The sequence below is a fragment of the Acidithiobacillus sp. genome (genome assembly GCF_049965315.1).
In the GTDB taxonomy this organism is placed as follows: domain Bacteria; phylum Pseudomonadota; class Gammaproteobacteria; order Acidithiobacillales; family Acidithiobacillaceae; genus Acidithiobacillus_B.
Genome location: NZ_JBMFWL010000007.1, coordinates 48,655 through 72,099, shown reverse-complemented (window position 1 = coordinate 72,099; position 23,445 = coordinate 48,655). Strand labels below are relative to the sequence as shown.

Genomic DNA, 23,445 nt, shown 5'->3' with positions numbered 1-23,445 from the left:
TCACCGTGTCAAGCACTTTCGCCGGAAGAAAGGCGATAAAAACCCGGCGGGGCCGGGCTGAATGTCTAAACTTCAGTTAATAAAAGTTAAATGTATTTACTGTTACATTTTACTATAGTTTATCATAAGGCAGGTATTCACCCGCCGCATGTTCTGCCTCAACTCAAGATCTTTGTTGCCGTGGCCCGGCACATGCACCTCGCCCGAGCGTATATTCCAGGTGGTCAACGGGTGGTGGTCGCGCGGCAAGATCACCGCGACCGTGAAGGAAGGAGCGCTGGCCGCTTTCGCTGAGGTGGGTGGCAAGGCGTTTGCGTCCATTCTGGCGAAGATGATTCCCAACGAGGTGAATCTGGCCGGCCACGATGGACGCCCACTGACATCAGCGCCAATCACCCGCATTCAGAGGGTTGTCGTTGCTCCATAGCGGCGTGATGCTGACGGGAACCCCGAACTCAGATTCCAACACCTTGAGGCGCTCTTTGAGGTGCGGGAGGGCGGTGGCGCATAGGAGCATCTTGCTCTATCATGAAGTATCAAGATAAATCATGATGGAGAAGGTCATGACTACCGTCGTCCGCGAAAAGTTTTCCTCCCAAGCCGCGCCCGAGGTGCTGTCCGCGCTGCGCCAGATCGCCGAAGCTCAAGGGCGGCAATTCCAGGCGGTACTGGATGAGGCGCTTCGAGACTACATCGCCCGGCAGCAAAAAGAACGCCCCCGCCGCCACGTGATGGCTTCGTTCGCATCCAGCCTGGATGAATTCGACAGTCTCTACCGCGAGTTAGCCAAGTAGGCCGTGGCACACGATTATCTGACCGTGGCTGATGTGCTCGGGATGCACACGGTGCTGATGCAGCGCTACGGCGGCGCGCCAGGGGTGCGCGACCCCGGTGCATTGGAGGCGGCGCTGTTCCGGCCGCAGACCGGCTATTACGATGACATCGTTGCCGAGGCGGCCGCGCTGATGGAGAGCTTGGCGAACAACCACCCGTTCGTGGATGGCAACAAGCGCATCGCGTTTGCTGCGGCTGACGTGTTCCTTCGTATCAACGGTTGGCGGCTGCAACGCTCGCCGATGCAGATCTACGCGGAGATGATGCAGATGTTCGAAATCGGGGCGTTCGATATCGCCCACCTCGATCCATGGCTGCGATGCTTCGTGCGTAACGATGGGGAGTGAAGTACCGGTGACACATAGGCCTTCTCACCGGCTTCACTGGCCCACTCATGGATGACGATGAAGGGATCATATTTCGTGGGTGCTGCCTTCCTCAGGCCGATATGATCGGCCTGGACTTCATAGAAGATTCCGTTGCCCCCATGCGGCCAACATCGACGCCACCTTAGATGCCTGCCAGTTCCTTGAAATTAATCTCGAGCCGCAAAATACCCACCAGAGACGTAGGCAAGTCGCCTCCGGGATGGATCACGGCTTGTATATCAGGTTGAAGATGCACACCATGTGCCAACCCAAATAAGCCCGTCAGCTCATAGCTGGTCTCGGCATGAGGCAATCCGCGCAGGCTGGCCCGCGAAAAGCCCACGGACAGGGAGTCTTTCGCGGACCAAGGAATAAGCCCCGCCAGCCACAGGCCGCCCCCGACATAGCAAGGCACCGGATCGATGGGTTTTGGCGCTCCGCCTCCCTGGAGGAAGGCTCCCCAATGCAGAGGGCCAGTTTGCCAACGGTATTCGCCGACGCCATAAAAACCGCTCGTGTTGGGGCCCAGGCTGGCGGCCTGGGCTTCCTGGCATGTGCAGTCCTGCACGTCCTTGGACAAGCTGCAGGAGATGGGCGGCTGGGAATCGATAGAAATGGTCCGCCGTTATGCCCACCTGGCGCCGGAGCACCTGGTGGAAGACTCTGCAAGAGTCGAGGGGGTTTTCGCGCAGGTACACGCCCATGGTACAAATACGGCACAGCCGGGTACGGTGATACCCTTCGGTGCATTTGTAAGTTATTGATTAATATGGTGGGCCCGCTCGGATTCGAACCGAGGACCAAGGGATTATGAGTCCCCTGCTCTAACCGGCTGAGCTACAGGCCCGGGGAGAGGCCGGAGTATTGACTCCGGCCCGGCGAAGGTCAAGACGGGATGTTCACTTCTCCGTCTACAAAGCTGCGCAGCCGTTCGGAGCGGGAGGGATGGCGGAGCTTGCGCAGGGCTTTTGCCTCGATCTGCCGAATGCGCTCGCGGGTGACGTCAAACTGCTTGCCCACCTCTTCCAGGGTATGGTCGGTATTCATGCCGATGCCGAAGCGCATGCGCAGCACCTTGGCCTCGCGCGGAGTGAGGCCGTTGTCCAGCAACTCCTCCACCACCTCGCGGATGGCCGCGTTCACCGCCGCATCGGCAGGCGCCGTCACATTGCGATCCTCGATGAAGTCGCCCAAGTGGGAGTCTTCATCATCGCCGATGGGAGTCTCCATGGAAATGGGTTCCTTGGCGATCTTCAGGACCTTGCGGATCTTGTCCTCGGGCATCTCCATGCGCTCGGCCAGCTCTTCGGGCGTCGGCTCGCGGCCCATTTCCTGCAACATCTGCCGGCTGATGCGGTTGAGCTTGTTGATGGTCTCGATCATGTGCACCGGAATCCGGATGGTACGGGCCTGGTCGGCAATGGAGCGGGTGATGGCCTGGCGGATCCACCAGGTGGCGTAGGTGGAAAATTTGTAACCGCGCCGGTATTCGAACTTGTCCACCGCCTTCATCAGGCCGATATTGCCTTCCTGGATGAGATCCAGAAATTGCAGGCCGCGGTTGGTATATTTCTTGGCGATGGAGATGACCAGGCGGAGGTTGGCCTCGACCATTTCCTTCTTGGCACGACGGGCCTTGGCCTCGCCGATGGACATCAGGCGGCTGGCTTCCTTGATCTCGGCGATGGCCAGGCCGGCACGCTTCTCGATGTTGGCGAGCGTCTTCATGACCGCCACCAGCTCATCGCGCAACTCCCCGAGCTTGGCACTATAGGGACGGCCGGCGGCGATCTGCTGGTCTATCCACTGGATATCGCTTTCGTGGCCGGGATAACTGCGCACGAACTCCTTGCGCGGGAAACGGGCGCGCTCGATGCAGATCTCCATCAGCCCCCGCTCACACTGCCGCACTTCCTCCGTAAGATCGCGCAGGGCTTCGGCCATGGCATCGATCTGGCGCACGTTGAGCTTCATTTCGAGAAAGCGGTCCGCCAGTTCCCGGCGCAGGCTTTGATACGCCTCGCCGTGCAATCCGGTAGCGGCATGGCTGGCGATCAGGGCCTCATAGCCCTCGCGGATGGCGGCAAAGCGGATGATGGCCTCTTCCAGTTGTGGCCCCTTGTCGACCTCGATGGCATCGTCATCATCCTCTTCTTCCGCCTCGACCTCCGCTTCCGCCTCGGCTTCGAGACCGCCGCTCTCCTCCGCTTCGCTCAGGGCCTCGGCCTCGCTGGCGTTGGGGTCGATGAAGGCATCCACCACCTCGTCCAGCCGCATTTCGCCGCGTTCCACCTTCGCGGCGGCATCCAGGAGAAGGGCGATGGTGGTGGGACAGGTGGACACTGCGCGCAGGACCTGGTGCAGGCCGTCTTCGATGCGCCGGGCGATCTCGATTTCGCCTTCCCGGGTGAGCAGTTCGACCGTGCCCATCTCCCGCATGTACATGCGCACCGGATCGCTGGTGCGGCCCAGGTCCGCCTCGACGACGGCCAAGGCCTCCTCCGCGGCCTCCTCGGCTTCCTGCGCAACGGGGGTTCCGCCCGCTTCGCCGTCCAGCAGCAGGGTTTCTTCATCGGGGGCTTCTTCATAGACCTCGATGCCCATGTCGTTGATCATGGAAATGACGTTTTCCATCTGTTCCGCATCGACGACATCTTCGGGCAGATGATCATTGACCTCGCGATAGGTGAGGTAGCCCTGTTCCTTGCCTTTGGCAATAAGGCGCTTCAACTCCGACCGCTGGGATTCGTTGTCCATTGCTTTTCCACCGTTTCCAAAAAGCTCATCCGCCGCTGCGGAAAGCCGAACATTATATAAGAAAAAACCCAATGTCTGAAAGACCTCAGGAGCGGTTTTCGTCATCCCGCCAGCGATGGCGCAGCAATTCGGCTATTTCACTGTCCGAAAGGGCGGCCAGCCCCGCCTGATCCGCAGCACGGCCGATAAACAGCGCGCGCTCGGCCCGACTGCGGCGGTTGATGCGCGCCACGCAATCGCTGATCTCACGCTGGCGGAGTTCCTCATCAACGGAGGTCCCTGTGCTTTCCAGAGGGGTCATGGCCAACCGGTACCAGGCAGCGGCCTGATCCGGGTCGGCAATACGGCTCAATAACCCGTGAGTATCTAAATGGGTGGTGTCCCGCAAAATATCAAGGGCCTGGGCAAAATTTTTCGCTGCGGGGTCGGCGGTAAAGAGGAAAGGCAAAAGGGCGGCCTCCACCTGCTGCCAGGCCGGGGCCTGGGGGTAGTGCAGGAGGAGCAGGAGCGCCCGGTCCAGAAGGGAGGGCTGGCCCCGTTGGCGGAGGCGGGGCGCTTCCTGGTGCAGGGGGGGGCGGGCGTGGCGAGGCATGCGCAAGCCGCACAGGGTAGCCACCCGCTGCTCGTAGAGCTCTTTCAGAATGGGGTCCGCCAGGCGCTGCAGGAGGGCGCGGGCGTGATGCAGAAAAACGGCCTTTTCGTCCTCTACCATGAGGTTATGGCGCTTTTGCAGCCCTTCCAGGTAGACATCCAGGGCCGGGCGCGCCGTGGCCAGGAGGGCGTGAAAGGCTGCCGCGCCCGCACCACGCACCAGGGAATCGGGGTCCTCCCCCTGGGGGAGGAAGAGGACGCGCAGCAGGCGGCCTTGGCGCAGATGTTCCGGCGCCAGGTTGACCGCCCGCCAGGCCGCCTGTTCGCCGGCGCTGTCGCCGTCGAAACAGAGCACGATTTCGGGGGCGGCGCGAAAGAGCAATTCCAGTTGCTCATTCCCGAGGGCAGTGCCACTGGCAGCGACGGCATTATCGATCCCGGCCTGGTGCAGAGTAATGACATCGAGGTAGCCCTCCACCAGCAGCGCCTTGCCGGTACGCCGAATCCCCTCCCGGGCCTGATGCAGACCGTAGAGCACGCGGCTTTTGTGGTAGATGGGGGTTTCCGGCGAGTTGAGATATTTGGGCTCGCGCCCATCCATGCTGCGCCCCCCCAGCCCGACGAGGCGCCCGCGGCCGTCGCGGATGGGAAAGATGACGCGCCCGCGAAAGCGGTCGTAGACGGTGCCATCGTCGCGGGTGCTGACCAGTCCGGCAGCCGCCAGCAGGCGGCGATCTTCGCTATTCTTGCCCAGATTCCGGGTCAGGAACTGGGCGGCCGCGGGGGCAAAGCCCAGCTCGAAACGCTCGCTGGTCGCGGCAAGCACGCCGCGCGTCTGCAGATAATCCCGCGCCTCGGCGTTGTCCCGGAGCGCTTGGCGATACAGGGCGACCGCCCGTTCGAGCTCTTGGTGGAGGGGCTTGAGCGTGTCGACGGCCGCCCCCTTGCCCTGCTCCTCCGGCAAGGCCAGTCCGGCATCCTCGGCGAGCAGGATCACGGCCTCGGGAAAGGAGAGCCGTTCATATTCCATGAGGAAACCAATGGCATTGCCATGGGCGTGGCAGCCAAAACAATAATAGATCTGCTTGTCGGCGCTGACCGAAAAAGAAGGCGTCTTTTCCTGATGAAAGGGGCAGCAGGCCCAGTAGTCCTTCCCCTTTTTCTTCAAGGGCACCCGGGCATCGATGAGACGCACCAGATCGCTGCGCTCCAGGACCAGGTCGAGAAATGCGGGGGTAAACTGGACCATGCTAGCGCAACTCCAGCTCGCTGACGCCGCCGCCACCCTGTTCCGGCCGCGCCATGCGCCATTGGCCAATGCGGGGATCGCTACGGGCGAATTCGCGCACCATTTCCGCCAGTACGCCGTTGCCGGTCCCGTGCAGGACCTCCACCTGCCGCCTTCCCGCCGCTACCGCATCATCGATGTGGCGGCAGAGGGCGTGCAGGGCCTCGTCGCGGCGCTGGCCGCGTAGGTCCAGACGCCAGGGCAAGGTTTCCGGGGCGAGATAATGGGCCCGGCCGGCTTCCTTGGGGATCTGCACGCCCTTGGTGCAGGAAAACTGCTGCAGCGGTACCCAAAGGGTCTTGCCGCGCAGGGCAATCTGTATCCGCCCTTGGGCGCCATCCACGGCCAAGACCTGGGCGGCCTGGCGCAGGGGCAGAAAAAGGCCCGTATCTCCGGGCTGCGGCAGGGGAGGAGGCGCGGGTGCCGCAGCCGACTCTTGAAAAGGGCGGTCGGCCGCCGCCAGGGCATCCCAGGCGGCCTGGGTATCGCGGCCGGACTTGAGCGCAGCAATGCTTTCCCGTATCTGGCGGCGGCCATCGGCCAGGGCTTTTTCCCACTGCGCGCGGGCGGCCTCCGCCGCTGCCGCCCGCTCCTGGCGCAGGGCCTCCAACTCGCGCGTCAGGCGCAGTTCCAGGGCCTGGGCCGCGGCGCGCGCCTCTTCGGCCTCCGCCGCCGCCCGTTGCGCGGCTTCCAGCAGCCCCTCCCGCCGGGTTTCCCAGCGTTCCCAGTCATCGCGATCATCGGCGAGCAGCCCCTCCGCCGCATCCACGATGCTGGCGGGGAGGCCCACCCGGCGGGCAATGGCCAGCCCATGGCTGGCTCCGCCAACCCCCCACTGCAGGCGATAGGTCGGGGCCAGGCGCTCGGGGTCGAAGGCCATGCCGGCCAGCAATACCGCCGGTCGTCCCAGGGCATAGCGTTTCATCACCTCCAGGTGGCTGGTGATCAGGCTGCAAGCGCCCCGCCGCAGCAGTTCGATTGCCACCGCCTGGGCCAGCGCCCCACCCTCGCGGGGGTCGGTGCCACTCCCCATTTCATCCAGGAGGATCAGGCTCTGGGCATCGGCGCTGGCCAGCACCCCTTGCAAGCGCAACAACTGGGAGGAAAAAGTGGATAGATCGGCAACAATATCCTGGGCATCGCCGATGACCGTAAAAATCTGCGGGAAATAACCGAAAACCCCCTCCGCCGCCACCGGGAGGCCGAGATAAGCGAGGAGATGGCTGAGGCCCAGGGCTTTCAGCAAGGCCGTTTTGCCGCCCGTATTGGGCCCGCTGATGAGCAACTGGCGCACCTCACCGCCCAGGCTGATGTCGTTTCCCACCACCGCATCAGCCCCATGCTGCAGGCACAACAAGGGATGGCGGAGCTGGCGCAAGGCAAAGCGGGCGTCGGCAGCCACGCTGGGCAGGCGCCCGGCAAAGCGTTGCCCCAATACCAGCCCCGCCCGCACGGCGTCCAGACGCCCTATCAATCCCAGGGACGTTGCCACGGAGGCCGCAACAGCGCCAATGGCGGCGGTGAGCCGACGGCGAATGCGCTCCTGTTCCTGACCTTCCTCGCGCCGCTCCTGCACCAAGCGATTGTTGAGATCCACCGCTGTGAGCGGTTCGATGAACAGGGTTTCGCCGCTGGCCGAGCGGTCGTGGATGATCCCCCGCAAGCGCCCCTTGTGCGTGGCCTTCAGGGGCAGCACGTAGCGCTCGCCGCGCAGGGCGATGACCTGATCCTGCCAGGCATCGGCGAGATCCCCGGCCCGCAGCAAGCCTTGCAGGAAACGCTGCAGTTCCGCCCGGGAGGCGCGGATACCTTGGCGAATGGCTGCCAGCGCCGGACTCGCGCCATCCCGCAACTCGCCATCCTCGTCCACCGCCGCATCCAGATGCTGCAAAAGGGCAGCCGGCGGGGCCAGTTGCCCGACGAGGGGCGTCAGGACGTCGGCGCTGCTGCTGGCGGAGAGGGAAGCCCAATAACTGCGCTGAGCCGTCAGTACCTCATGGATGAGACGGAGTTCACGGCCGCTCAGGGCAGCGCCGGGACGTGTCGCCAGGTCCAGGAGGGCATCGACATCGGGAATGGGAGGGACGGGCAGGTCATGCCCGCTGCTGCGGCGCGACTCCAGTGCCTGCGACCACAGCAGCCGCTCCTGGACTTGCTCCAGGCCGACCCAGGGCGAGGACTCCAGCGCGTGGCGCCGCCCATAGCCATGGGCGCACTCCCGCACCCAGGAATCGCGCAGGCGCGGCAGGTCCAGGGAGTGCAGCACAGCCTCGCGAGGGGTCATCGGCGACGCCTTGCTGGCCACCGTCACGGCTGGAGGCGGGCCTTCACCTTATCCGCCACCAGCGCCATGTCGGCACGTCCCTGCATCTGCGGGCGCAGGGTGCTGAGCACCTTGCCCATATCGCGGGGGTTGGTCGCGCCAACGGCCAGGATCGCCTCGCCGATGAGGGCATCGATAGCCTCTGGCGCCAAGGGTTCCGGCAGGTAATCAGAGAGGACGACGATTTCGGCCTCCTCTTTTTCGGCAAGATCCGGGCGCCCGCCAGCACTGAACTGGCTCGCCGAATCCTTGCGCTGCTTGATCAGCTTATCCACCAGACTGAGTACCTCCGCTTCCTCAAGGACGCGGCGCTCGTCAATCTCGCGCTGTTTGACGGCGGCCAGAAGCATGCGTATGGTCCCCAGCCGCTCGGCTTCCCGGGCGCGCATGGCAGCCTTCATATCCTCCTGGATGCGCTCGCGCAAGCTCATCAATAGAGCCGTACCAACCGTAGCTGCTGGCGACGCATACGCTTCAGCGCGCGCTTGCGCGCCGCGGCCGCCTTGCGCTTGCGCTCCTCGGTGGGCTTTTCGTAAAACTCGCGGCGACGCACCTCGGTAAGGACGCCGGCCTTCTCACAGGAACGCTTGAAGCGACGCAGTGCGACCTCGAAGGGCTCATTCTCTTTGACGCGAACGGTTGGCATGTTGGGGTCTTAACCTCTTCGGAAACAATATGGTTGGCAATAAGGGCCAATAGTATAGGCAGGAGAGGAGCGCGAGTCAAAAGGCGAGGCCGCCGCGCCGGGGCTGCTCGCGGCCATCCGCCAACGCCCTGCCCTTTTCACGGCTTCCCCTGAGGACTTGACAGTCGGATAAAAAAGAATACTAATATTCACAATGCATAAAATCTATAAGAAATAATATATTAGATAAGTATGTTATATGCTTTTCTTAAGAGTAGCAGCAGGGAGAAACGATGCACGCCAAGCTCAGCACCATAGCACCAGTTGATTTTCCACTGCCACCACCACTGCCGGAAGCAGGGAACAAAACCGGCCCCGAAGCGAGCAGCCCATTTTTAAGTCAGCAGCAGGAGCTGGAACTGGTCCGCCGCCAGCATCAGGGCGATGAAACCGCGCGCGCCACGCTGGTGTCGGCGCACATTCCCCTGGTGCGCGCAGTAGCCCGATCCTACCGCAACAAGGGCCTCAGTCATGAAGATCTGATCCAGGAAGGCTACATGGGTCTCATGCGCGCTGCCGACCGCTTCCGCCCGGACATGGGCACCCGCTTTTCCAGCTACGCCACCTGGTGGGTACGGGAAGCCATGCAACGCGCCCTGATCCGTGCCCGCTTCATCCGGCTGCCCGATTATCTCGCCAAATCCCTGCACGCCTACCTGCAGCGCGGCGAGGAGGCGGATACCCCCGCTCCGGAACAGCGCGAAAACCGTCGCCGCGCCCTCGGGGTGCGGGAAAGCACCCTGCGCGCGCTGGACTTTGCCGACATCCGGGTCTGTTCCCTGGATGAAGAGATCCATGACGGCCCCAGCCGCATGGAGATGGCCAGCGGCGAGCTGGGCAGCCCGGCTGCGGATTATGATCAGGCCTCCCTCTGCAAGGCGCTCCGCGCGCAATTGCTCCAGCTCAATGACAAGCAACGGGAGGTCATGATTTATCGCTATGGCCTCTATGGCGACGCCCCCATGACCCTGGAGGCGGTCGCCGAGCGCATGGGCGTCAGCCGCGAGGCCGTCCGGCAGCTCCAGGTGCGCGCCCTGGGTCGCTTGCGTCAGTCCCTAGGGGAGGCGGGCTGGGGGGAGGAGTAGCCTTGTTGGCGCAATAGCGCCAGCAAGGCGCGTAAGGCCGCGCCACGATGGCTGAGGGCGCCTTTTTGCGGGCCGTCCAGTTCCGCAGCGCTGCCCCCCAGCCCGGCCGGATAAAAAATGGGGTCGTAGCCGAAGCCTCCGCGGCCCCGTGGGGCCCTGCCGATCTCGCCGAACCAGAAACCCTGACCGATCAGCGGTGAGGGGTCGTCCGCCCCGGTCAAGTACACCATGCAGCAGGTAAAATAGGCCTGGCGCGCGCTACCCTCCAGCAACTCCATGGCGCGCAGGAGCTTCGCGTTATTTTCCGCATCCGTCGCCCGCTCTCCCGCATAACGGGCCGAAAAGAGGCCCGGAGCGCCGCCGAGGGCGGGAACGCAGAGCCCGGAATCCTCGGCCAGCGCTGCCATCCCGCTGCACTGCGCCGCATGGCGGGCCTTGAGCAAGGCGTTCTCCACGAAGGTCCCGGCCGTTTCGTCAACGGCAGCAATGCCCAGGTCCGCCTGAATGTGCAGGGTAAAGCCCAAGGCGGCCAAAGGCGGGGTCAATTCCCGCAGCTTGCCCGGATTGCCCGTAGCCAGCACCAATTCCGTCATCGCTCGATCTCGGGGAATTCCCGACGCTGCAGGGCGAGGAGATCGTCGATGCCGACCCGGGCCAGAGAGAGCATCTGCTCCATCTGCGCCCCCGAAAACGGCGCACCTTCGGCCGTACCCTGTACCTCGACGAAGTCGCCGCGCCCGGTCATGACCACATTCATGTCCACCTCCGCCGTACTGTCCTCGGCGTAATCCAGATCCAGCACCGCCTCGCCCTGGTACACCCCTACGGAGATCGCCGCGACCCAGTCCCTGAGGGGAAGGGTGGCGATGCGCTCCTGCTCCCGGAGGTGCAGCAACGCATCGGCCACGGCCAGACAGGCACCGGTGATGCTGGCCGTGCGCGTACCGCCGTCGGCCTGCAGGACATCGCAATCCACCCAGAGGGTGCGCTCGCCCAAGCCTTTCAGATCTACGGCGGCGCGCAAACTGCGGCCAATGAGCCGCTGGATTTCGTGGGTACGCCCGCCAATGCGCCCTTTGGCCGACTCCCGGGCCACTCGTTCCCGGGTGGCGCGCGGCAACATGCTGTATTCCGCCGTCACCCAGCCCTTGCCCGCGCCTCGCAGGAAGGGCGGCACCCGCTCCTCGACGCTGGCGGTACACAACACCTTGGTATCGCCACAGGCGATGAGCACCGAGCCCTCGGCGTGCTTGGTAAAGTGGCGGATAATCTGGACCGGGCGCAGGGCGTTGGCGTTTCTTCCACTGGGACGCGTCATCTGGAGGCTCTCTAGGGGGAAATGGCGAGGCATTGTACCCTGCCGGACGCCGGGGGAAAGGGGTGGGGCTGTCGCCGGGGCCGACCTTGGCCCTATACTAGCAAAAAATGACGATTGGAGTAGGAGGCGTTACCCATGCCCGGCATCCCCCATGTAGAGATCACCCAATTCCTCAAACAGCATCACCTCGCCCAGTCCCTCACCATGAGCGAGATCCAGACCCTGGCCGAATACGTCACCCATGCGCATTTTCATGCCGATCAGGTCATTGCCGAATGGGGCAGCCTGGGGGAAGCCCTGTTTTTCTGCGTCAAGGGGGAGATGGCCATCATCCACCATACGGCCGATGGCGATGAGGTGGAGGTGGTGCGCGTGCAGGAAGGAGAGATGGCCGGCGAGATGTCGTTCTTTGACCGCCAGCCGCGCAGCGCCCGGATCATCGCCAAGAGCGACGATACCCAGGTCCTGGTCCTCACCAGGGCCCGTTATCAGCGGCTGAAGGTGGAAAAACCCTACATTACGGTGAACATCCTCGAACAGGCGATCATCAGTCTGGATCATCTCTTCCGCAACCTGTCCCAGGGTTACACGGACTTTTCCACCTATATTTATGGCAAGGGCAAGCACTGAGCCATTGCCCGGCGGGGAAGCTGCCGCAGCTCAGGCTTGGGGCCCTTCACCGCGCAGGAGGGTGCGGATACGCCGCAGCCGCTCCAGTGGGTCCTGCAGCTCCAGCAGCCGCTGCTTGTCTTCCGCCGGTGCCGGCAAGGCTTGCGCCAAGTGCATGCCGGCACGGCTGGCATCGAGCTGGCGCACCGCGCCGGCGTCGCCCAGCAATTCCGCCAGGATGGGCAGGAGATCGCCCACTTCACGGGGAATGGGGAGGATGGGCTCCGCCGGCCAGCATTTGATTCGCGCCTGGGCCAGTTGCCCCTGATACTCCCAGTCGACGATACTGAACCGCTCCTGCCCCTCGACCTGAATATGCAAAACGCCCGCCTCCCCGCCCCAGTCCACGACCCGCGCCAGGGTGCCGACGCCGGCGGGCACGGCCCCCTGCCCAATCTCCCCGCCGCTGCGGATCAGGCAAATGCCAAAATCCTCGCCGTGGCGCAGGCTGGCGCTGATCATGTCGAGGTAACGGGGCTCAAAAACGCGCAGGGCGAGCAGACCCTGTGGAAACAGCACGGTGCGGAGCAAAAATAGCGGTGTCACCCGATCATTCCCCATCGCCACATCCCTGAGCCAGGTCGAAAACCAGTTATGAGTATAACCCTACAGCCCCCCTCCGTCCTCTCGCTCTATGTGCATCTGCCCTGGTGCAAGGCCAAGTGCCCCTATTGCGACTTCAACTCCCACGTCGCCCCCGCTAGCGTGCCCGTCGAGCGCTACACGGCGGCCTTGCTGGCCGATCTGGAGCGCGAACTGCCGTGGATCTGGGGACGCCGCATCGGCAGCATTTTTTTCGGCGGCGGGACGCCCAGCCTCTTTCCGCCGGCGGCCATCGATCATCTCCTCGGGGAGCTGCGCGCGCGCCTGCGCCTGCAGCCGGGGGCGGAAATCAGCATGGAGGCCAACCCCGGCGCCATCGAGACTGCGGCCTTTCGCGCCTACCGCGACGCCGGGATCACCCGCCTGTCCCTGGGCATCCAGTCCTTTGACGATGGCCTGTTGCGGGTGCTGGGGCGCATCCACGATGGCGCCGCCGCCCGCCGGGCCGGCGCGGCGGCGGCCGAGGCCGGTTTTGCCAGCTTCAATCTCGACCTCATCTTCGCCCTGCCCGGCCAGGATCTGGCGGCCGCCCTGGCCGATCTGGAAACGGCCCTGGCTTTTTCCCCCCCGCACCTGTCCTTGTACCAGCTTACCCTGGAGGCGGGCACCCCCTTTGCCGCCCAGCCACCGGCCCGAATGCCCGATGCCGACCTGGCCGCCGACATGGAGCTGGCCCTGCGCGAACGCTTGGCGACGGCGGGCCTCCCCCGCTATGAAATCTCGGCCCATGCCCGGGCCGGCCACGCCTGCCGGCATAACCTCCATTACTGGCGATACGGCGATTATCTGGGTATTGGCGCCGGGGCCCACGGCAAGATCACCCTCCCGGACGGGATCTGGCGCACCCGCAAGCCAGCACGGCCGGAGAGCTACATGGCCGACGCTTTGGCTACCCTGCCCCAGATCGGGGAGCGCGAGCGCATCGCCGCGGCCGAGTTGCCCTTTGAGTTCATGCTCAACGCCCTGCGCCTGCCCGGCGGGGTTGCGGAGGGACTGTTTACGGAGCGCACCGGCCTGGCCCTGGAAGGCGTCCTGCCGCAACTCCTGCAGGCCGAAGCCGATGGCCTCCTCCATCTCCAGGACGGCATCCTGCGGCCCAGCGCCCGCGGCCTGGATTTTTACAACGACCTTTGCGCCCGCTTCCTGCCGCCGGTCTCCCGGGTGCGGCGGCTGGTCCCGCAGGCATGAAAGGGTACAGGGCAAACGGGCGCCAGCCCCGGGTGGGCTTAGCTATGGCCCATGGCCTCGGCCTCATGGCCCGTGATGGAGCCTTCCTTGAAGAGGTACTCGCGGAGCTCCTTGTCCAGTCTCGGCATCCGGCGGCGCAGCCACTCCAGGATCATGCTGGCGTGCTCGATTTCTTCGTTCATGTTGTGCAACAGGACGGCTTTCAGTTCCGGGTCCGTGCAGGCGTCCGCCCGTTGCCGGTACCAGTCCACCGCCTCAAACTCCTCCATCAGGGATGCGATGGCGCGGTGTTCGTCCAGGGTTTCGGGGCGCAGTGATTCGGGGGCTTCGTGCAAACCTTCATGGGCCATGGGCCATCTCCTACGAGCGAATGGATAAGACAGGCATCCCATGAAGCATAACCCAAAAGCGCCCCGGCGCAAGGAGACGGCCCAGATCTGCGCCCTGGCGCGCATCCTCTCCAAGCGCGGGCTGGCCTCGCGCAGCGAGGCAGCGGAATGGATTGCCGCCGGACGGGTGCGCGTCGATGGCGAGGTCATCAGGGATCCGGAGCGGCGCTTTCCCCGCAACGGGACCCGCATACGCATCGATGACCAGAACCGTGGCGCCGCAGCCCGGTGCTGCCTCATGCTGCACAAGGCGCGGGGTTACGTCACCACCCATCGGGACGAACACGGTCGGCCCACCGTTTATGACCTGATACCGAAGGAACCCTGGCTCATCCCGGTGGGACGCCTGGACCAGGCCAGCGAGGGTCTGCTGCTCTTTAGCAACGATACCCTCTGGGCCCAGCGTCTCCTCGATCCCGCCAGCCATGTAGCCAAGACCTATCACGTGCAGATCCGTCCGCCCCTGGATGCCGCCAGCCTGGAAACGCTCGCCGCAGGGCCGTTGCTGGACGGCCGGCCCTGTCTGCCCATGGCGGTGCGGGAACTGCGTTGCGGCGGCAAGACGCAGTGGCTGGAGATGATCCTGCGGGAAGGGCGCAATCGCCAGATCCGCCGCCTCCTGGCCGCCCGGGGCGTCACCGTGCTGCGCCTGTTGCGGGTGGCCATCGGCGGCCTGGCCCTGGGAGATTTGCGGGCCGGCCAGTGGCGTTGGCTGGACGCCGGAGAACAGGCCTTGGCCGCGGATCAAGCCGTTGGCCTCGGCCCCGCCGCCACCCCGCCGTCCGGCATGAGCCCTGGCGGAGGATTGTGAGTGATGCGGGACGGGATTAGACTCGTTACGCCTCAACTCATAAAAAGCGCCATGCCTGTCGAGATTCCTGAGCATTCCGTCGGACTGGTCACGCCCCGGAGCGTGGCCTTCGCTGCGCCCCTCCTCCTGGAGTGTGGGCGCACCCTGCCTGCGTACACCCTCGTCTATGAGTGCTATGGCGCCCTCAATGCCGCGCGCAGCAACGCCGTCCTGCTCTGCCATGCCCTCTCGGGAGACCATCACGCCGCCGGCTACCACCACCCGGAAGAGCGCAAGCCCGGCTGGTGGGAGCACCTGGTGGGCCCGGGCAAGCCCATTGATACCTCCCGCTTCTTTGTGGTCTGCGCCAATCTGATCGGTTCCTGCAAGGGTTCGACGGGGCCCGCCAGCATCAATCCCGAAACCGGCACGCCCTGGGGTCTGGACTTTCCCATGGTCACCGTGCGCGACTGGGTGCAGACCCAGGCCCAACTGGCCGATCACCTGGGCATCGACTGCTGGGCGGCGGTGGTGGGCGGCAGCCTGGGGGGCATGCAGGTCATGCAGTGGGCCATGGACCTGCCCGATCGCTTGCGCCATGCCGTGGTCATCGCGGCGGCGCCGCGCCTCACCGCGCAAAACATCGCCTTCAACGAAGTGGCCCGCCAAGCCATCATGACCGATCCCGACTTTCACGGCGGGCGGTATTATGCCCAGAACACCAAGCCGCGCCGGGGCCTGGCGCTGGCGCGCATGATCGGCCACATCACCTATCTCTCCGACGATGCCATGCGCAAGAAGTTCGGCCGCGATACCCGGGGCGGAAAGGCCTTTTCCTTTGGCTTCGATGTGGATTTCGAGGTGGAAAGCTATTTGCGCCACCAGGGTTCCAGCTTTGTCGAGCGCTTTGACGCCAACAGCTACCTCTATATCACCAAGGCCCTGGACTACTTCGACCCCGCAGCCGCCCATGAGGGGAATCTGGCGGCGGCCTTTGCCCCGGCTACGGCCCAATTCCTGGTGATCTCCTTCACCTCGGACTGGCGCTTTTCGCCGGCGCGCTCCCGGGAGATCGTCCAAGCCCTGTATACCCGAAATCTGCAGGTGACCTATGCGGAGATCGCGTCCCATCAGGGCCACGACTCATTCCTGTTGCCCATCCCCCAATATGTCGAAGTGCTGGGGACCTATCTGGCACGGGTAGCCGACGAGGTCGATGCATGAGCGCGCTACGCCCGGATCTGGCCATCATCGCCGGGTGGATCCGGCCCGGCAGCCGGATTCTCGACCTCGGTTGCGGCGAGGGCGACCTGCTGGCCTACCTGCGCGCCGAACATGGGGTGAGCGGCTACGGGGTGGAGATCGACGAGGCGCGGGTGGTGGCGGCCATTCGCCGCGGGGTGCCGGTCATCCAGCAGGATCTGGACGGCGGGCTGGGCAATTTCGGTGACCAGAGCGTGGATACCGTAGTCCTTTCCCTCACCCTGCAGGCCAGCAAATTCCCCCTGGATCTCCTGCTGGAGATGCTGCGCGTGGGCCGCGAGGTGATCGTGACCTTCCCCAATATGGGCCATTGGCACGCCCGCTGGCAGTTGGCCGTGCAAGGGCGCATGCCGGTCACAGACGCGCTGCCCCATGCGTGGTACAATACGCCCAACATTCATCTGTGCACCATTCGCGATTTTGAATCCTTGTGCCGGGAAAATGGCGTGGCCGTGCATCAGCGGGTGGTGCTCAATGATCAGCGTCGGCAGACCTGGCTCAATCGCCTCCTGCCCAATCTCTTTGGGGAAGTGGCCCTCTACCGCTGCGCCCGCGTCGCGGCCAGCCCCCTACGGGAGGAATGATATGCGCTTGGAACTCATCAGTTTCCCCCTCTGCCCCTTCGTGCAGCGCTCGGTGATTACCCTCCTGCACAAGCAGGTACCCTTCACCCTCACGCACATCGACCTCTACCACAAGCCCGAGTGGTTCGTGGCCATTGCCCCCCTGGGCAAGGTGCCGTGCCTGCGGCTGGATGACGACGTGGTCCTTTTTGAATCCACCGTCATCAACGAATATCTCGACGAAACCTTTCTCCCCACCCTGCACCCCAGCGAAGCGCTCCCCCGCGCGCTGCATCGCGCCTGGATTGCCTTCGGCGCCGACGCCATCCTGGATCAGTACCAGATGATGACGGCCCAGGGCGACGAGCGCTTTGCGGCGGCCAGCCGCCAGCTCTTCGAGAAACTGGAACGCCTGGAACACGCTTTGGGAGGAGCGGCCCTGCAGGAGAAAGCCCAGAGGGACGGCCCCTTCTTTGCCGGCGAAAAATTCAGCCTGGTGGATGCCGCCCTGGCGCCATTGTTCATGCGCATGGAGATCCTCCATGCCCTGCGGCCATTGCCACGCTGGGAGGCCTTGGGCAAACTGCGCCGTTGGGCAGCCCAATTGCTCGAACTCCCCGAGGTGGCGGGATCCGTAATGCCCGATTTTCCAGAGCATCTGCAACGTTATCTGAGCGAGAAAGGGAGCCTGCTCCTGCGCTCCGCCTAAACCGCCCGGATCCGGGCAGAGCCACAGACACAGCGACCGCATCATCGGCACAGCGAGGAAGTTCCATGAACGAAAACCCAACAGAAGAACAGTCAGGCGCCCTGACGCCGACCACCCATTTCGGCTATCAAGAAGTGCCGGAAAACCGGAAGGAAGACCTGGTCAGGGGCGTTTTCAGCAATGTGGCGGCCAAGTACGACCTGATGAACGACATGATGTCCCTAGGCGTGCATCGCCTGTGGAAGCGCTTTACCGTGGACCTGGCGCGGGCCCGGCCGGGGCAGCGGTTGCTGGACCTGGCCGGCGGCACCGGCGATCTGGCCGCCGCCCTCTATCCCAAGATCCGCCCCACCGGTTCCATCGTCGTCTCCGACATCAACCCGGACATGCTGGAGGTGGGGCGCAGGCGCCTGGCCGACAAGGGCATCCTGGACGGCGTGGAGTTCGTCGAGGCCAATGCCGAAGCCCTGCCCTTTGCCGACGGTGAATTCGACCTGGTGACCTTGGCCTTTGGCATCCGCAACATGACCCATCCGGAGCGGGCCCTGCGGGAAATCCACCGGGTGCTCAAGACGGGCGGCCGGGTCCTGATCCTGGAGTTTTCCCACCCGCGCTGGCCCGGCCTGCAGTCCATTTATGACCTCTACTCCTTCAACCTGCTGCCGCGGCTGGGCGAATGGATTGCCAAGGACCGCGAGAGCTATCAGTATCTGGTGGAGTCCATCCGCCGCTTTCCCGACCAGGAAACCTTCAAGGCGATGATGGAGAATGCCGGGCTGGCGCGGGTGGAGGTCTTCAACCTTTCCGGCGGCATCGTCGCCGTCCATCGCGGCTATCGTCTGGATTGATGATCCTGAAACGGCCGTGGGCAGAGGGTTTTTTTGCTCCGGCGGCCCGCGCCTGTTGTTCTACGGCTCATCCCGCTGGCAGGCGAAAACTCGCCCTGCGGGCTCAAACAGTTCGCCTGCCGGGCGCGGGATTTCGCCTAGAACAACGACGGCTTGGGCCGAAGTCGCGGCAAAACCCCCTCTGCCCACGGCCGAAGTTCGGATTGATGAATTCCATTCATCCGGCGATGCAAAAATCCCCCTTGAGCGCCGGGCTGCGACGGGGCATGATCACCCCTATTTTCCTGTAAGGAGCACTATCCATGACGGTTGTCCATAATCTCGGCTTTCCCCGCATCGGCCACAAGCGCGAGTTGAAAAAGGCTTTGGAGAGTTTCTGGTCCAAGGAGATCGACGAGAAGGAACTGCAGTCGCGGGCGGCCCTGCTGCGCGAGCGCCACTGGCGCATCCAGCAGACCTGCGGCGTGGACATCGTCCCCGTAGGCGATTTCAGTCTCTACGACCACATGCTGGATATGAGCTGCACCCTGGGCGCCATCCCCCCTCGCTACGGCTTTTCCGGCGATCGCGTCGATATGGGCACCTTCTTCGCCATGGCCCGCGGCTCCGCCACCCAGCCCGCCATGGAGATGACCAAGTGGTTCGACACCAATTACCACTATATCGTCCCCGAGTTCCACGAGGGCATGGACTTCCGCCTGGCCAGTGACCGGATCTTCAACGAACTGCGCGAAGCCCGCGCCCTCGGTCTGAATGCCAAGCCCGTCCTGGTGGGCCCCATCACCTATCTCTGGCTGGGCAAGGAGAAGGACCCGGCGGCCCAGGCCCATCATGAAATCCAGCATCACCATGACGACAGCGCCTGCCATGGCCACGGCGCGCCGGTCAGCGACGGCTGCTTCGACCGCCTCACGCTGCTGCCCAAGCTCCTGCCGGTCTACGCCGAACTCCTCGCCGGACTGGCGGCCGAAGGGGTGGAATGGGTGCAGCTCGACGAACCCGCCCTCGCCCTCGACCTGCCGGGCAACTGGATCGCCGCCTTCGACGGCGCCTACAAGACACTGAGCCGGGGGAAGGCCCCCAAGATCCTGCTGGCCACCTATTTCGAGTCGGTGGCGGCCCATGCCGGCCTGCTCAAAGCCCTGCCCGTGGCCGGCATCCATCTCGACCTGCGCCGGGCGCCACAGCAGTTGAACGCCTTCCTGCAAGGCTACCCCGCCGACAAGGTCCTTTCCCTGGGCGTGGTGGACGGCCGCAATGTGTGGCGCAGCGACCTGGATGGGGCGCTCGCCCTCCTGCACCCGGCCCACGACCAACTCGGCGATCGCCTGTGGCTGGCTCCTTCCTGCAGCCTGCTGCACAGTCCGGTGGATCTCCAGCAGGAGACGGAGCTGGACGCCGAACTCAAGTCCTGGCTGGCCTTTGCCGTGCAGAAGCTCGACGAGGTGGCCGTGCTGGCCCGCGCCATGGACAAGGGTGCCGATCACGCCGGGCCCGAACTGGCCGCTGCCCGCGCCGCCGTGGCCTCGCGCAAAAGTTCGCCACGCATCCACAACGCCGCCGTGGCCGCCCGTCTGGAGACCCTCGGTCAGGATGACGGCCAGCGCGCCAGCCCCTTCCCGGTGCGGCAGGCCGCCCAGCGCAAGCGTTTCAAGCTGCCGCTCTTTCCCACCACCACCATCGGCAGCTTTCCCCAGACCCCGGAGATCCGTCAGGCCCGCCTCAAGCACCGCAAGGGCGAGTTGAGCGATGCGGACTACCAGAAGGCCATGGAGGCGGAGATCGCCCACGTGGTCAAGGAGCAGGAGCGGCTGGACATCGACGTCCTGGTCCATGGCGAGCCGGAACGCAACGACATGGTGGAATACTTTGGCGAGCAACTGGCGGGCTTCGCCTTCACCCGCCACGGCTGGGTGCAGAGCTACGGCTCCCGCTACGTCAAGCCGCCACTGATCTTCGGCGACGTTTCCCGGCCCACCCCCATGACCGTGGCCTGGAGCAAGTACGCCCAGTCCCTCACCCAGCGGCCCATGAAGGGGATGCTCACCGGCCCCGTCACCATCCTCCAGTGGTCCTTCGTGCGCGACGACCAGCCCCGGGAGCGCACCGCCTTGCAGATCGCCCTGGCCATCCGCGACGAGCTGGCGGACCTCATCCAGGCCGGCATCGGCATCATCCAGATCGACGAGCCCGCCTACCGCGAGGGCCTGCCTCTCAAGCGCGCCGACTGGGACGCCTACCTGAACTGGGCCTCCCGCGCCTTCCGCATCTCCGCCCAGGTGGCGGCCGAGGACGTGCAGATCCACACCCACATGTGCTACTCGGAGTTCAACGACATCCTGCCGGCCATCGCCGCCATGGACGCCGACGTCATCACCATCGAGACCTCGCGCTCGCAAATGGAGTTGCTGGACGCCTTCGCCACCTTCAACTACCCCAACGAGATCGGACCCGGCGTCTATGACATCCATTCGCCCCGGGTACCCAGCGTGGAAGAAATGGTGGACCTCATGGAAAAGGCCGTGAAGGTGGTCCCCGCCGACCGCCTCTGGGTCAACCCCGACTGCGGCCTGAAGACCCGCAAATGGCCCGAGGTCTTGCCCGCGCTGGAGCACATGGTGGAGGCGGCCCGCCGCATCCGCGCCCGCCATGGCGGCTGATCCGGCGACCGGATCAACGGCATAGGCAAGCCAAGGCCTCCCCGCAGGGAGGCCTTTTTTGCATGATCATGGCTGCGGCATGCTGGTCATTAAAATATTCGCGTATCGATTGAACTTCTGTATGTCTACCCGGTCCATATTTTTGGTTTTCAATCCAATAATGAGGGAGCTATGAATCACATCGATGAACTGATTGCCGGATTTTCCCGTTTTCGCAGCCAGTATTACGAGTCCGAACCGCAGCTTTTCCGGGATCTGGTGAGCAAGGGTCAGCGTCCCAAGACCTTGATGATCGCCTGCTCCGACTCGCGGGTCACCCCTGCGTCCACCTTTGACTCCGGTCCCGGGGAGATCTTCATGGTGCGCAACGTCGCCAACCTGGTCCCCCCCAGCGAAATGGACGGGCATCTGCATGGCACCAGCGCGGCCATCGAGTTTGCCGTGGAAAACCTCCAGGTGGAAAACATCATCATCAATGGCCATTCCCACTGCGGCGGCATCAAGTCGCTCATGAGCGGCGATGGCGGCACCTACATCGGCCCGTGGATGGATATCGCCAGGGACGCCCGCGCGGACGTCCTCCGCGAGTACGCCGGGGCCAGCCCCGCGGAGCAGACCCGCGCCCTGGAAAAGGCGGCGATGGTGGTATCCCTGGAAAACCTCCTCACCTTCTCCAGCGTGCGCCACCGCGTGGTGCGCGGCGAGCTGCAACTGCACGCCTGGTATTTCGATCTGGATGAGGGGCGCCTTTACGGCTATCAACTGGACAATCGCCGCTTTGAGCCCCTGGGCTGAGGAAAGATCCATGAGCGCAGCGCAGCATAGTACCGTGGACCTGTCCCCTCTCAAGAACCTCCGCTATGACATCCCCGCCGGCTTGGTGGTGGCGCTGGTGGCCATACCGCTCTGCCTGGGGGTGGCCCTGGCCTCGGGGGCGCCGCTCTTCGCCGGGATCATCTCCGGCATCATCGGCGGCCTCGTCGTCCCCTTCTTCAGCCGTTCCGCACTCTCCGTGAGCGGCCCGGCGGCGGGCCTCACCGCCATCGTCCTGGTGGCCATTACCGAAATGCACTCCTTTTCCATCTTTGTCCTTGCCGTCTTTCTCGCCGGGTTGATACAGATAACCCTGGGCTTTTTGCGGGCCGGGGCCATCGCCTATTTCTTCCCGGCGGCGGTGATCGAGGGCATGCTGGCTGCCATCGGCCTGATCCTCATCCTCAAGCAGTTGCCCTATGCCCTGGGGGTGGATATCGGCCAGTTCGGCTCCCAGGCCTTTGCCAGCGGCGGCGAGAACACCTTCAGCGGGGTGCTCACCGCCCTCTCCGGCGTAGAGTGGGGGGCGCTCCTCATCAGCCTCGTGGCGCTGGCCATTCTCATCGTCTGGGAGCGCACCCCGGCGCTGAAAAGGCAGACCTGGTTTTCCGGCCCCCTCGTGGCGGTGCTGGCCGGAACGCTGGTCAATCTGCTCCTGCTGCGGGTGGCGCCGGGGCTCGCCCTGGGCACCGAACACCTGGTGCAATTGCCCATGATTCACAGCCCCCGGGATCTGCTCGCCAGCCTCACCTTCCCCGACTGGCACGCCATCACCAACCGGGCCGTCTGGGTCACCGCGGCCACCATCGCCATCGTCGCCAGCCTGGAGAGCCTCCTGTCCATCGAGGCAGGAGACAAGCTGGACCCCTTCAAACGCCGCACGCCCCTGGATGGGGAACTGGTATCCCAAGGCGTGGCCAACAGCGTCAGCGGGCTCATCGGCGGCCTGCCGGTGACGGCGGTCATCGTGCGCACCTCCGCCAACGTGGCCGCGGGCGGGCGCACCCAGGCCAGCGCCTTTCTCCACGGCGTCTTCCTGCTGCTGGCGGTGGTGTTCCTGAGCACCCTGCTCAACCAGGTGCCCCTGGCCACCCTGGCGGCCATTTTGCTGATGGTCGGCTACAAACTGGCCAAACCCGGCCTGGTCCACAAGATGTGGCGGCTGGGACGCACGCAGTTCCTCCCCTTCGCGGTAACCGTCCTCACCGTGCTCTTCACCGATCTCCTCATCGGGGTGGGAATCGGTCTGCTGGTGGGCGTCTTCTTCGTCCTCAAGAACAACTTCCATGCGGCCGTCAAAATACGCAAGGAAGGCCCCGCGTATGTGATTGACTTTCACCGTGACGTCACCTTCGTCAACAAGGCCACGGTCTCCCACCTCCTGGAGCATCTGCCGCCCAAGGCGACGGTCATCCTGGACGGCAGCCGGGTGGAGTTCATCGACCACGATATCCTGGAGATCATCCGCGACTTCGAGCAGTCGGCCAAGCTGCGCGACATCGACATCCAGGAGCGCGGCTTTGACCGCCCGATCTTGCAGGTCGCCGTCTAGGCGTCAGCACGGGGCGCAAAAAGCGGCGCAACACCGGGCCCACGGAGGAATTCACCCCTCCGTGGGCAATTTTTGTTCATTTACCCTAACGGACATGCGTTCGGTGTACCCCGTTCATGAAACGGTCCTCACCGCCGGTGGTCGCGGCC

General features: G+C 64.4%; 23 protein-coding genes and 1 tRNA gene. 13 read left to right on the top strand and 11 right to left on the bottom strand.

Annotated elements, in window-relative coordinates:
• Positions 1 to 563: 563 nt before the first annotated feature.
• Both ACP5MM_RS03505 and ACP5MM_RS03500 read left to right on the top strand, forming a co-directional pair.
• The gene (locus ACP5MM_RS03505) at positions 564 to 794 is read left to right on the top strand and encodes a hypothetical protein (protein WP_427934123.1); all 231 of its coding nucleotides are present in this window, start codon (positions 564 to 566) and stop codon (positions 792 to 794) included.
• 3 nt (positions 795 to 797) lie between these two features.
• Positions 798 to 1,181 carry a type II toxin-antitoxin system death-on-curing family toxin gene (locus tag ACP5MM_RS03500; RefSeq protein WP_427934122.1) on the top strand — a complete coding sequence of 128 codons (384 nt, stop codon included), beginning with the start codon at positions 798 to 800 and terminating at the stop codon, positions 1,179 to 1,181.
• 163 nt (positions 1,182 to 1,344) lie between these two features.
• Here ACP5MM_RS03500 and ACP5MM_RS03495 read toward each other — a convergent pair whose 3' ends face one another.
• The 7 genes from ACP5MM_RS03495 to rpsU all read right to left on the bottom strand — a co-directional run bounded on the left by ACP5MM_RS03495 (position 1,345) and on the right by rpsU (position 8,807).
• Positions 1,345 to 1,782: a carbohydrate porin gene (locus tag ACP5MM_RS03495; RefSeq protein ID WP_427934121.1), complete on the bottom strand. Its 438-nt coding sequence runs from the start codon at positions 1,780 to 1,782 to the stop codon at positions 1,345 to 1,347.
• A gap of 190 nt (positions 1,783 to 1,972) precedes the next feature.
• A tRNA-Ile gene (locus ACP5MM_RS03490) sits at positions 1,973 to 2,049 on the bottom strand.
• Between the two features lie 38 nt (positions 2,050 to 2,087).
• Positions 2,088 to 3,959 (bottom strand): RNA polymerase sigma factor RpoD, encoded by a 1,872-nt coding sequence (gene rpoD / locus ACP5MM_RS03485; protein ID WP_427931213.1) that lies wholly within the window; start codon positions 3,957 to 3,959, stop codon positions 2,088 to 2,090.
• A gap of 85 nt (positions 3,960 to 4,044) precedes the next feature.
• Positions 4,045 to 5,799 (bottom strand): DNA primase, encoded by a 1,755-nt coding sequence (gene dnaG / locus ACP5MM_RS03480; RefSeq protein ID WP_427934120.1) that lies wholly within the window; start codon positions 5,797 to 5,799, stop codon positions 4,045 to 4,047.
• 1 nt (position 5,800) lies between these two features.
• On the bottom strand, positions 5,801 to 8,122 hold the full coding sequence (locus ACP5MM_RS03475) for an endonuclease MutS2 (protein ID WP_427931209.1): 2,322 nt from the start codon (positions 8,120 to 8,122) through the stop codon (positions 5,801 to 5,803).
• A gap of 23 nt (positions 8,123 to 8,145) precedes the next feature.
• Positions 8,146 to 8,592 carry a GatB/YqeY domain-containing protein gene (locus tag ACP5MM_RS03470; protein WP_427931207.1) on the bottom strand — a complete coding sequence of 149 codons (447 nt, stop codon included), beginning with the start codon at positions 8,590 to 8,592 and terminating at the stop codon, positions 8,146 to 8,148.
• Positions 8,592 to 8,807: a 30S ribosomal protein S21 gene (rpsU, locus tag ACP5MM_RS03465; RefSeq protein ID WP_123104735.1), complete on the bottom strand. Its 216-nt coding sequence runs from the start codon at positions 8,805 to 8,807 to the stop codon at positions 8,592 to 8,594. Before rpsU ends, ACP5MM_RS03470 begins: the two co-directional genes overlap by 1 nt.
• Positions 8,808 to 9,079: 272 nt before the next feature.
• On the opposite strand from rpsU, the gene ACP5MM_RS03460 reads away from it, so the two are divergent.
• Positions 9,080 to 9,931, top strand: coding sequence for a sigma-70 family RNA polymerase sigma factor (locus tag ACP5MM_RS03460; RefSeq protein WP_427931205.1), 852 nt, complete (start codon positions 9,080 to 9,082; stop codon positions 9,929 to 9,931).
• On the opposite strand, the gene rdgB is transcribed toward ACP5MM_RS03460, so the two are convergent.
• Both rdgB and rph read right to left on the bottom strand, forming a co-directional pair.
• Complete coding sequence (rdgB, locus tag ACP5MM_RS03455; RefSeq protein ID WP_427931203.1) at positions 9,895 to 10,524, bottom strand: RdgB/HAM1 family non-canonical purine NTP pyrophosphatase; 630 nt, start codon at positions 10,522 to 10,524, stop codon at positions 9,895 to 9,897. The genes ACP5MM_RS03460 and rdgB overlap by 37 nt on opposite strands.
• Complete coding sequence (rph, locus tag ACP5MM_RS03450) at positions 10,521 to 11,249, bottom strand: ribonuclease PH (RefSeq protein WP_427931201.1); 729 nt, start codon at positions 11,247 to 11,249, stop codon at positions 10,521 to 10,523. The genes rdgB and rph overlap by 4 nt, the downstream gene beginning before the upstream one ends.
• A 135-nt stretch (positions 11,250 to 11,384) precedes the next feature.
• Between rph and ACP5MM_RS03445 the strand changes: the two genes are divergently transcribed.
• Positions 11,385 to 11,879, top strand: a complete 495-nt coding sequence (locus ACP5MM_RS03445; RefSeq protein WP_123104727.1) for a Crp/Fnr family transcriptional regulator — start codon at positions 11,385 to 11,387, stop codon at positions 11,877 to 11,879.
• A 30-nt stretch (positions 11,880 to 11,909) separates the two neighbouring features.
• On the opposite strand, the gene ACP5MM_RS03440 is transcribed toward ACP5MM_RS03445, so the two are convergent.
• A complete protein-coding gene (locus ACP5MM_RS03440; protein ID WP_427931199.1) occupies positions 11,910 to 12,479 on the bottom strand; it encodes an LON peptidase substrate-binding domain-containing protein in 570 nt (189 codons plus the stop codon).
• 33 nt (positions 12,480 to 12,512) lie between these two features.
• On the opposite strand from ACP5MM_RS03440, the gene hemW reads away from it, so the two are divergent.
• Complete coding sequence (gene hemW / locus ACP5MM_RS03435; protein ID WP_427931197.1) at positions 12,513 to 13,709, top strand: radical SAM family heme chaperone HemW; 1,197 nt, start codon at positions 12,513 to 12,515, stop codon at positions 13,707 to 13,709.
• 38 nt (positions 13,710 to 13,747) lie between these two features.
• Here hemW and ACP5MM_RS03430 read toward each other — a convergent pair whose 3' ends face one another.
• The gene (locus tag ACP5MM_RS03430; RefSeq protein WP_427931195.1) at positions 13,748 to 14,059 is read right to left on the bottom strand and encodes an encapsulin-associated ferritin-like protein; all 312 of its coding nucleotides are present in this window, start codon (positions 14,057 to 14,059) and stop codon (positions 13,748 to 13,750) included.
• 40 nt (positions 14,060 to 14,099) lie between these two features.
• Between ACP5MM_RS03430 and ACP5MM_RS03425 the strand changes: the two genes are divergently transcribed.
• The 8 genes from ACP5MM_RS03425 (at position 14,100) to ACP5MM_RS03390 (ending at position 23,296) form a co-directional block, all read left to right on the top strand.
• Positions 14,100 to 14,909, top strand: a complete 810-nt coding sequence (locus ACP5MM_RS03425; RefSeq protein ID WP_427931193.1) for a pseudouridine synthase — start codon at positions 14,100 to 14,102, stop codon at positions 14,907 to 14,909.
• A 51-nt stretch (positions 14,910 to 14,960) separates the two neighbouring features.
• Positions 14,961 to 16,112 carry a homoserine O-succinyltransferase MetX gene (gene metX, locus ACP5MM_RS03420; protein WP_427931192.1) on the top strand — a complete coding sequence of 384 codons (1,152 nt, stop codon included), beginning with the start codon at positions 14,961 to 14,963 and terminating at the stop codon, positions 16,110 to 16,112.
• Complete coding sequence (metW, locus tag ACP5MM_RS03415; protein ID WP_427931190.1) at positions 16,109 to 16,735, top strand: methionine biosynthesis protein MetW; 627 nt, start codon at positions 16,109 to 16,111, stop codon at positions 16,733 to 16,735. Before metX ends, metW begins: the two co-directional genes overlap by 4 nt.
• 1 nt (position 16,736) lies before the next feature.
• Entirely contained in the window at positions 16,737 to 17,423 is a 687-nt protein-coding gene (locus ACP5MM_RS03410) for a glutathione S-transferase family protein (protein WP_427931188.1), read from the top strand.
• A 65-nt stretch (positions 17,424 to 17,488) separates the two neighbouring features.
• Positions 17,489 to 18,271: a bifunctional demethylmenaquinone methyltransferase/2-methoxy-6-polyprenyl-1,4-benzoquinol methylase UbiE gene (gene ubiE, locus ACP5MM_RS03405; protein ID WP_427934119.1), complete on the top strand. Its 783-nt coding sequence runs from the start codon at positions 17,489 to 17,491 to the stop codon at positions 18,269 to 18,271.
• Between the two features lie 302 nt (positions 18,272 to 18,573).
• Entirely contained in the window at positions 18,574 to 20,931 is a 2,358-nt protein-coding gene (gene metE / locus ACP5MM_RS03400; protein WP_427931184.1) for a 5-methyltetrahydropteroyltriglutamate--homocysteine S-methyltransferase, read from the top strand.
• 171 nt (positions 20,932 to 21,102) lie between these two features.
• Positions 21,103 to 21,726, top strand: a complete 624-nt coding sequence (locus tag ACP5MM_RS03395; protein ID WP_427931182.1) for a carbonic anhydrase — start codon at positions 21,103 to 21,105, stop codon at positions 21,724 to 21,726.
• 10 nt (positions 21,727 to 21,736) lie between these two features.
• Entirely contained in the window at positions 21,737 to 23,296 is a 1,560-nt protein-coding gene (locus ACP5MM_RS03390; protein WP_427934118.1) for a SulP family inorganic anion transporter, read from the top strand.
• Positions 23,297 to 23,445 lie beyond the last annotated feature (149 nt).

What these genes read in the sequence shown, in the direction of transcription:
- ACP5MM_RS03425 (WP_427931193.1), top strand. Translation starts at nt 14,100, where the DNA reads ATGAAGCATAACCCAAAAGCGCCCCGGCGCAAGGAGACGGCCCAGATC.
- metX (WP_427931192.1), top strand. Translation starts at nt 14,961, where the DNA reads ATGCCTGTCGAGATTCCTGAGCATTCCGTCGGACTGGTCACGCCCCGG.
- ACP5MM_RS03505 (WP_427934123.1), top strand. Translation starts at nt 564, where the DNA reads ATGACTACCGTCGTCCGCGAAAAGTTTTCCTCCCAAGCCGCGCCCGAG.
- ACP5MM_RS03395 (WP_427931182.1), top strand. Translation starts at nt 21,103, where the DNA reads ATGAATCACATCGATGAACTGATTGCCGGATTTTCCCGTTTTCGCAGC.
- ACP5MM_RS03475 (WP_427931209.1), bottom strand. Translation starts at nt 8,122, where the DNA reads ATGACCCCTCGCGAGGCTGTGCTGCACTCCCTGGACCTGCCGCGCCTG.
- ACP5MM_RS03470 (WP_427931207.1), bottom strand. Translation starts at nt 8,592, where the DNA reads ATGAGCTTGCGCGAGCGCATCCAGGAGGATATGAAGGCTGCCATGCGC.
- rpsU (WP_123104735.1), bottom strand. Translation starts at nt 8,807, where the DNA reads ATGCCAACCGTTCGCGTCAAAGAGAATGAGCCCTTCGAGGTCGCACTG.
- ACP5MM_RS03440 (WP_427931199.1), bottom strand. Translation starts at nt 12,479, where the DNA reads ATGGGGAATGATCGGGTGACACCGCTATTTTTGCTCCGCACCGTGCTG.
- ACP5MM_RS03430 (WP_427931195.1), bottom strand. Translation starts at nt 14,059, where the DNA reads ATGGCCCATGAAGGTTTGCACGAAGCCCCCGAATCACTGCGCCCCGAA.
- metW (WP_427931190.1), top strand. Translation starts at nt 16,109, where the DNA reads ATGAGCGCGCTACGCCCGGATCTGGCCATCATCGCCGGGTGGATCCGG.
- ACP5MM_RS03410 (WP_427931188.1), top strand. Translation starts at nt 16,737, where the DNA reads ATGCGCTTGGAACTCATCAGTTTCCCCCTCTGCCCCTTCGTGCAGCGC.
- dnaG (WP_427934120.1), bottom strand. Translation starts at nt 5,799, where the DNA reads ATGGTCCAGTTTACCCCCGCATTTCTCGACCTGGTCCTGGAGCGCAGC.
- hemW (WP_427931197.1), top strand. Translation starts at nt 12,513, where the DNA reads ATGAGTATAACCCTACAGCCCCCCTCCGTCCTCTCGCTCTATGTGCAT.
- rph (WP_427931201.1), bottom strand. Translation starts at nt 11,249, where the DNA reads ATGACGCGTCCCAGTGGAAGAAACGCCAACGCCCTGCGCCCGGTCCAG.
- ubiE (WP_427934119.1), top strand. Translation starts at nt 17,489, where the DNA reads ATGAACGAAAACCCAACAGAAGAACAGTCAGGCGCCCTGACGCCGACC.
- ACP5MM_RS03390 (WP_427934118.1), top strand. Translation starts at nt 21,737, where the DNA reads ATGAGCGCAGCGCAGCATAGTACCGTGGACCTGTCCCCTCTCAAGAAC.
- rdgB (WP_427931203.1), bottom strand. Translation starts at nt 10,524, where the DNA reads ATGACGGAATTGGTGCTGGCTACGGGCAATCCGGGCAAGCTGCGGGAA.
- ACP5MM_RS03445 (WP_123104727.1), top strand. Translation starts at nt 11,385, where the DNA reads ATGCCCGGCATCCCCCATGTAGAGATCACCCAATTCCTCAAACAGCAT.
- rpoD (WP_427931213.1), bottom strand. Translation starts at nt 3,959, where the DNA reads ATGGACAACGAATCCCAGCGGTCGGAGTTGAAGCGCCTTATTGCCAAA.
- metE (WP_427931184.1), top strand. Translation starts at nt 18,574, where the DNA reads ATGACGGTTGTCCATAATCTCGGCTTTCCCCGCATCGGCCACAAGCGC.
- ACP5MM_RS03460 (WP_427931205.1), top strand. Translation starts at nt 9,080, where the DNA reads ATGCACGCCAAGCTCAGCACCATAGCACCAGTTGATTTTCCACTGCCA.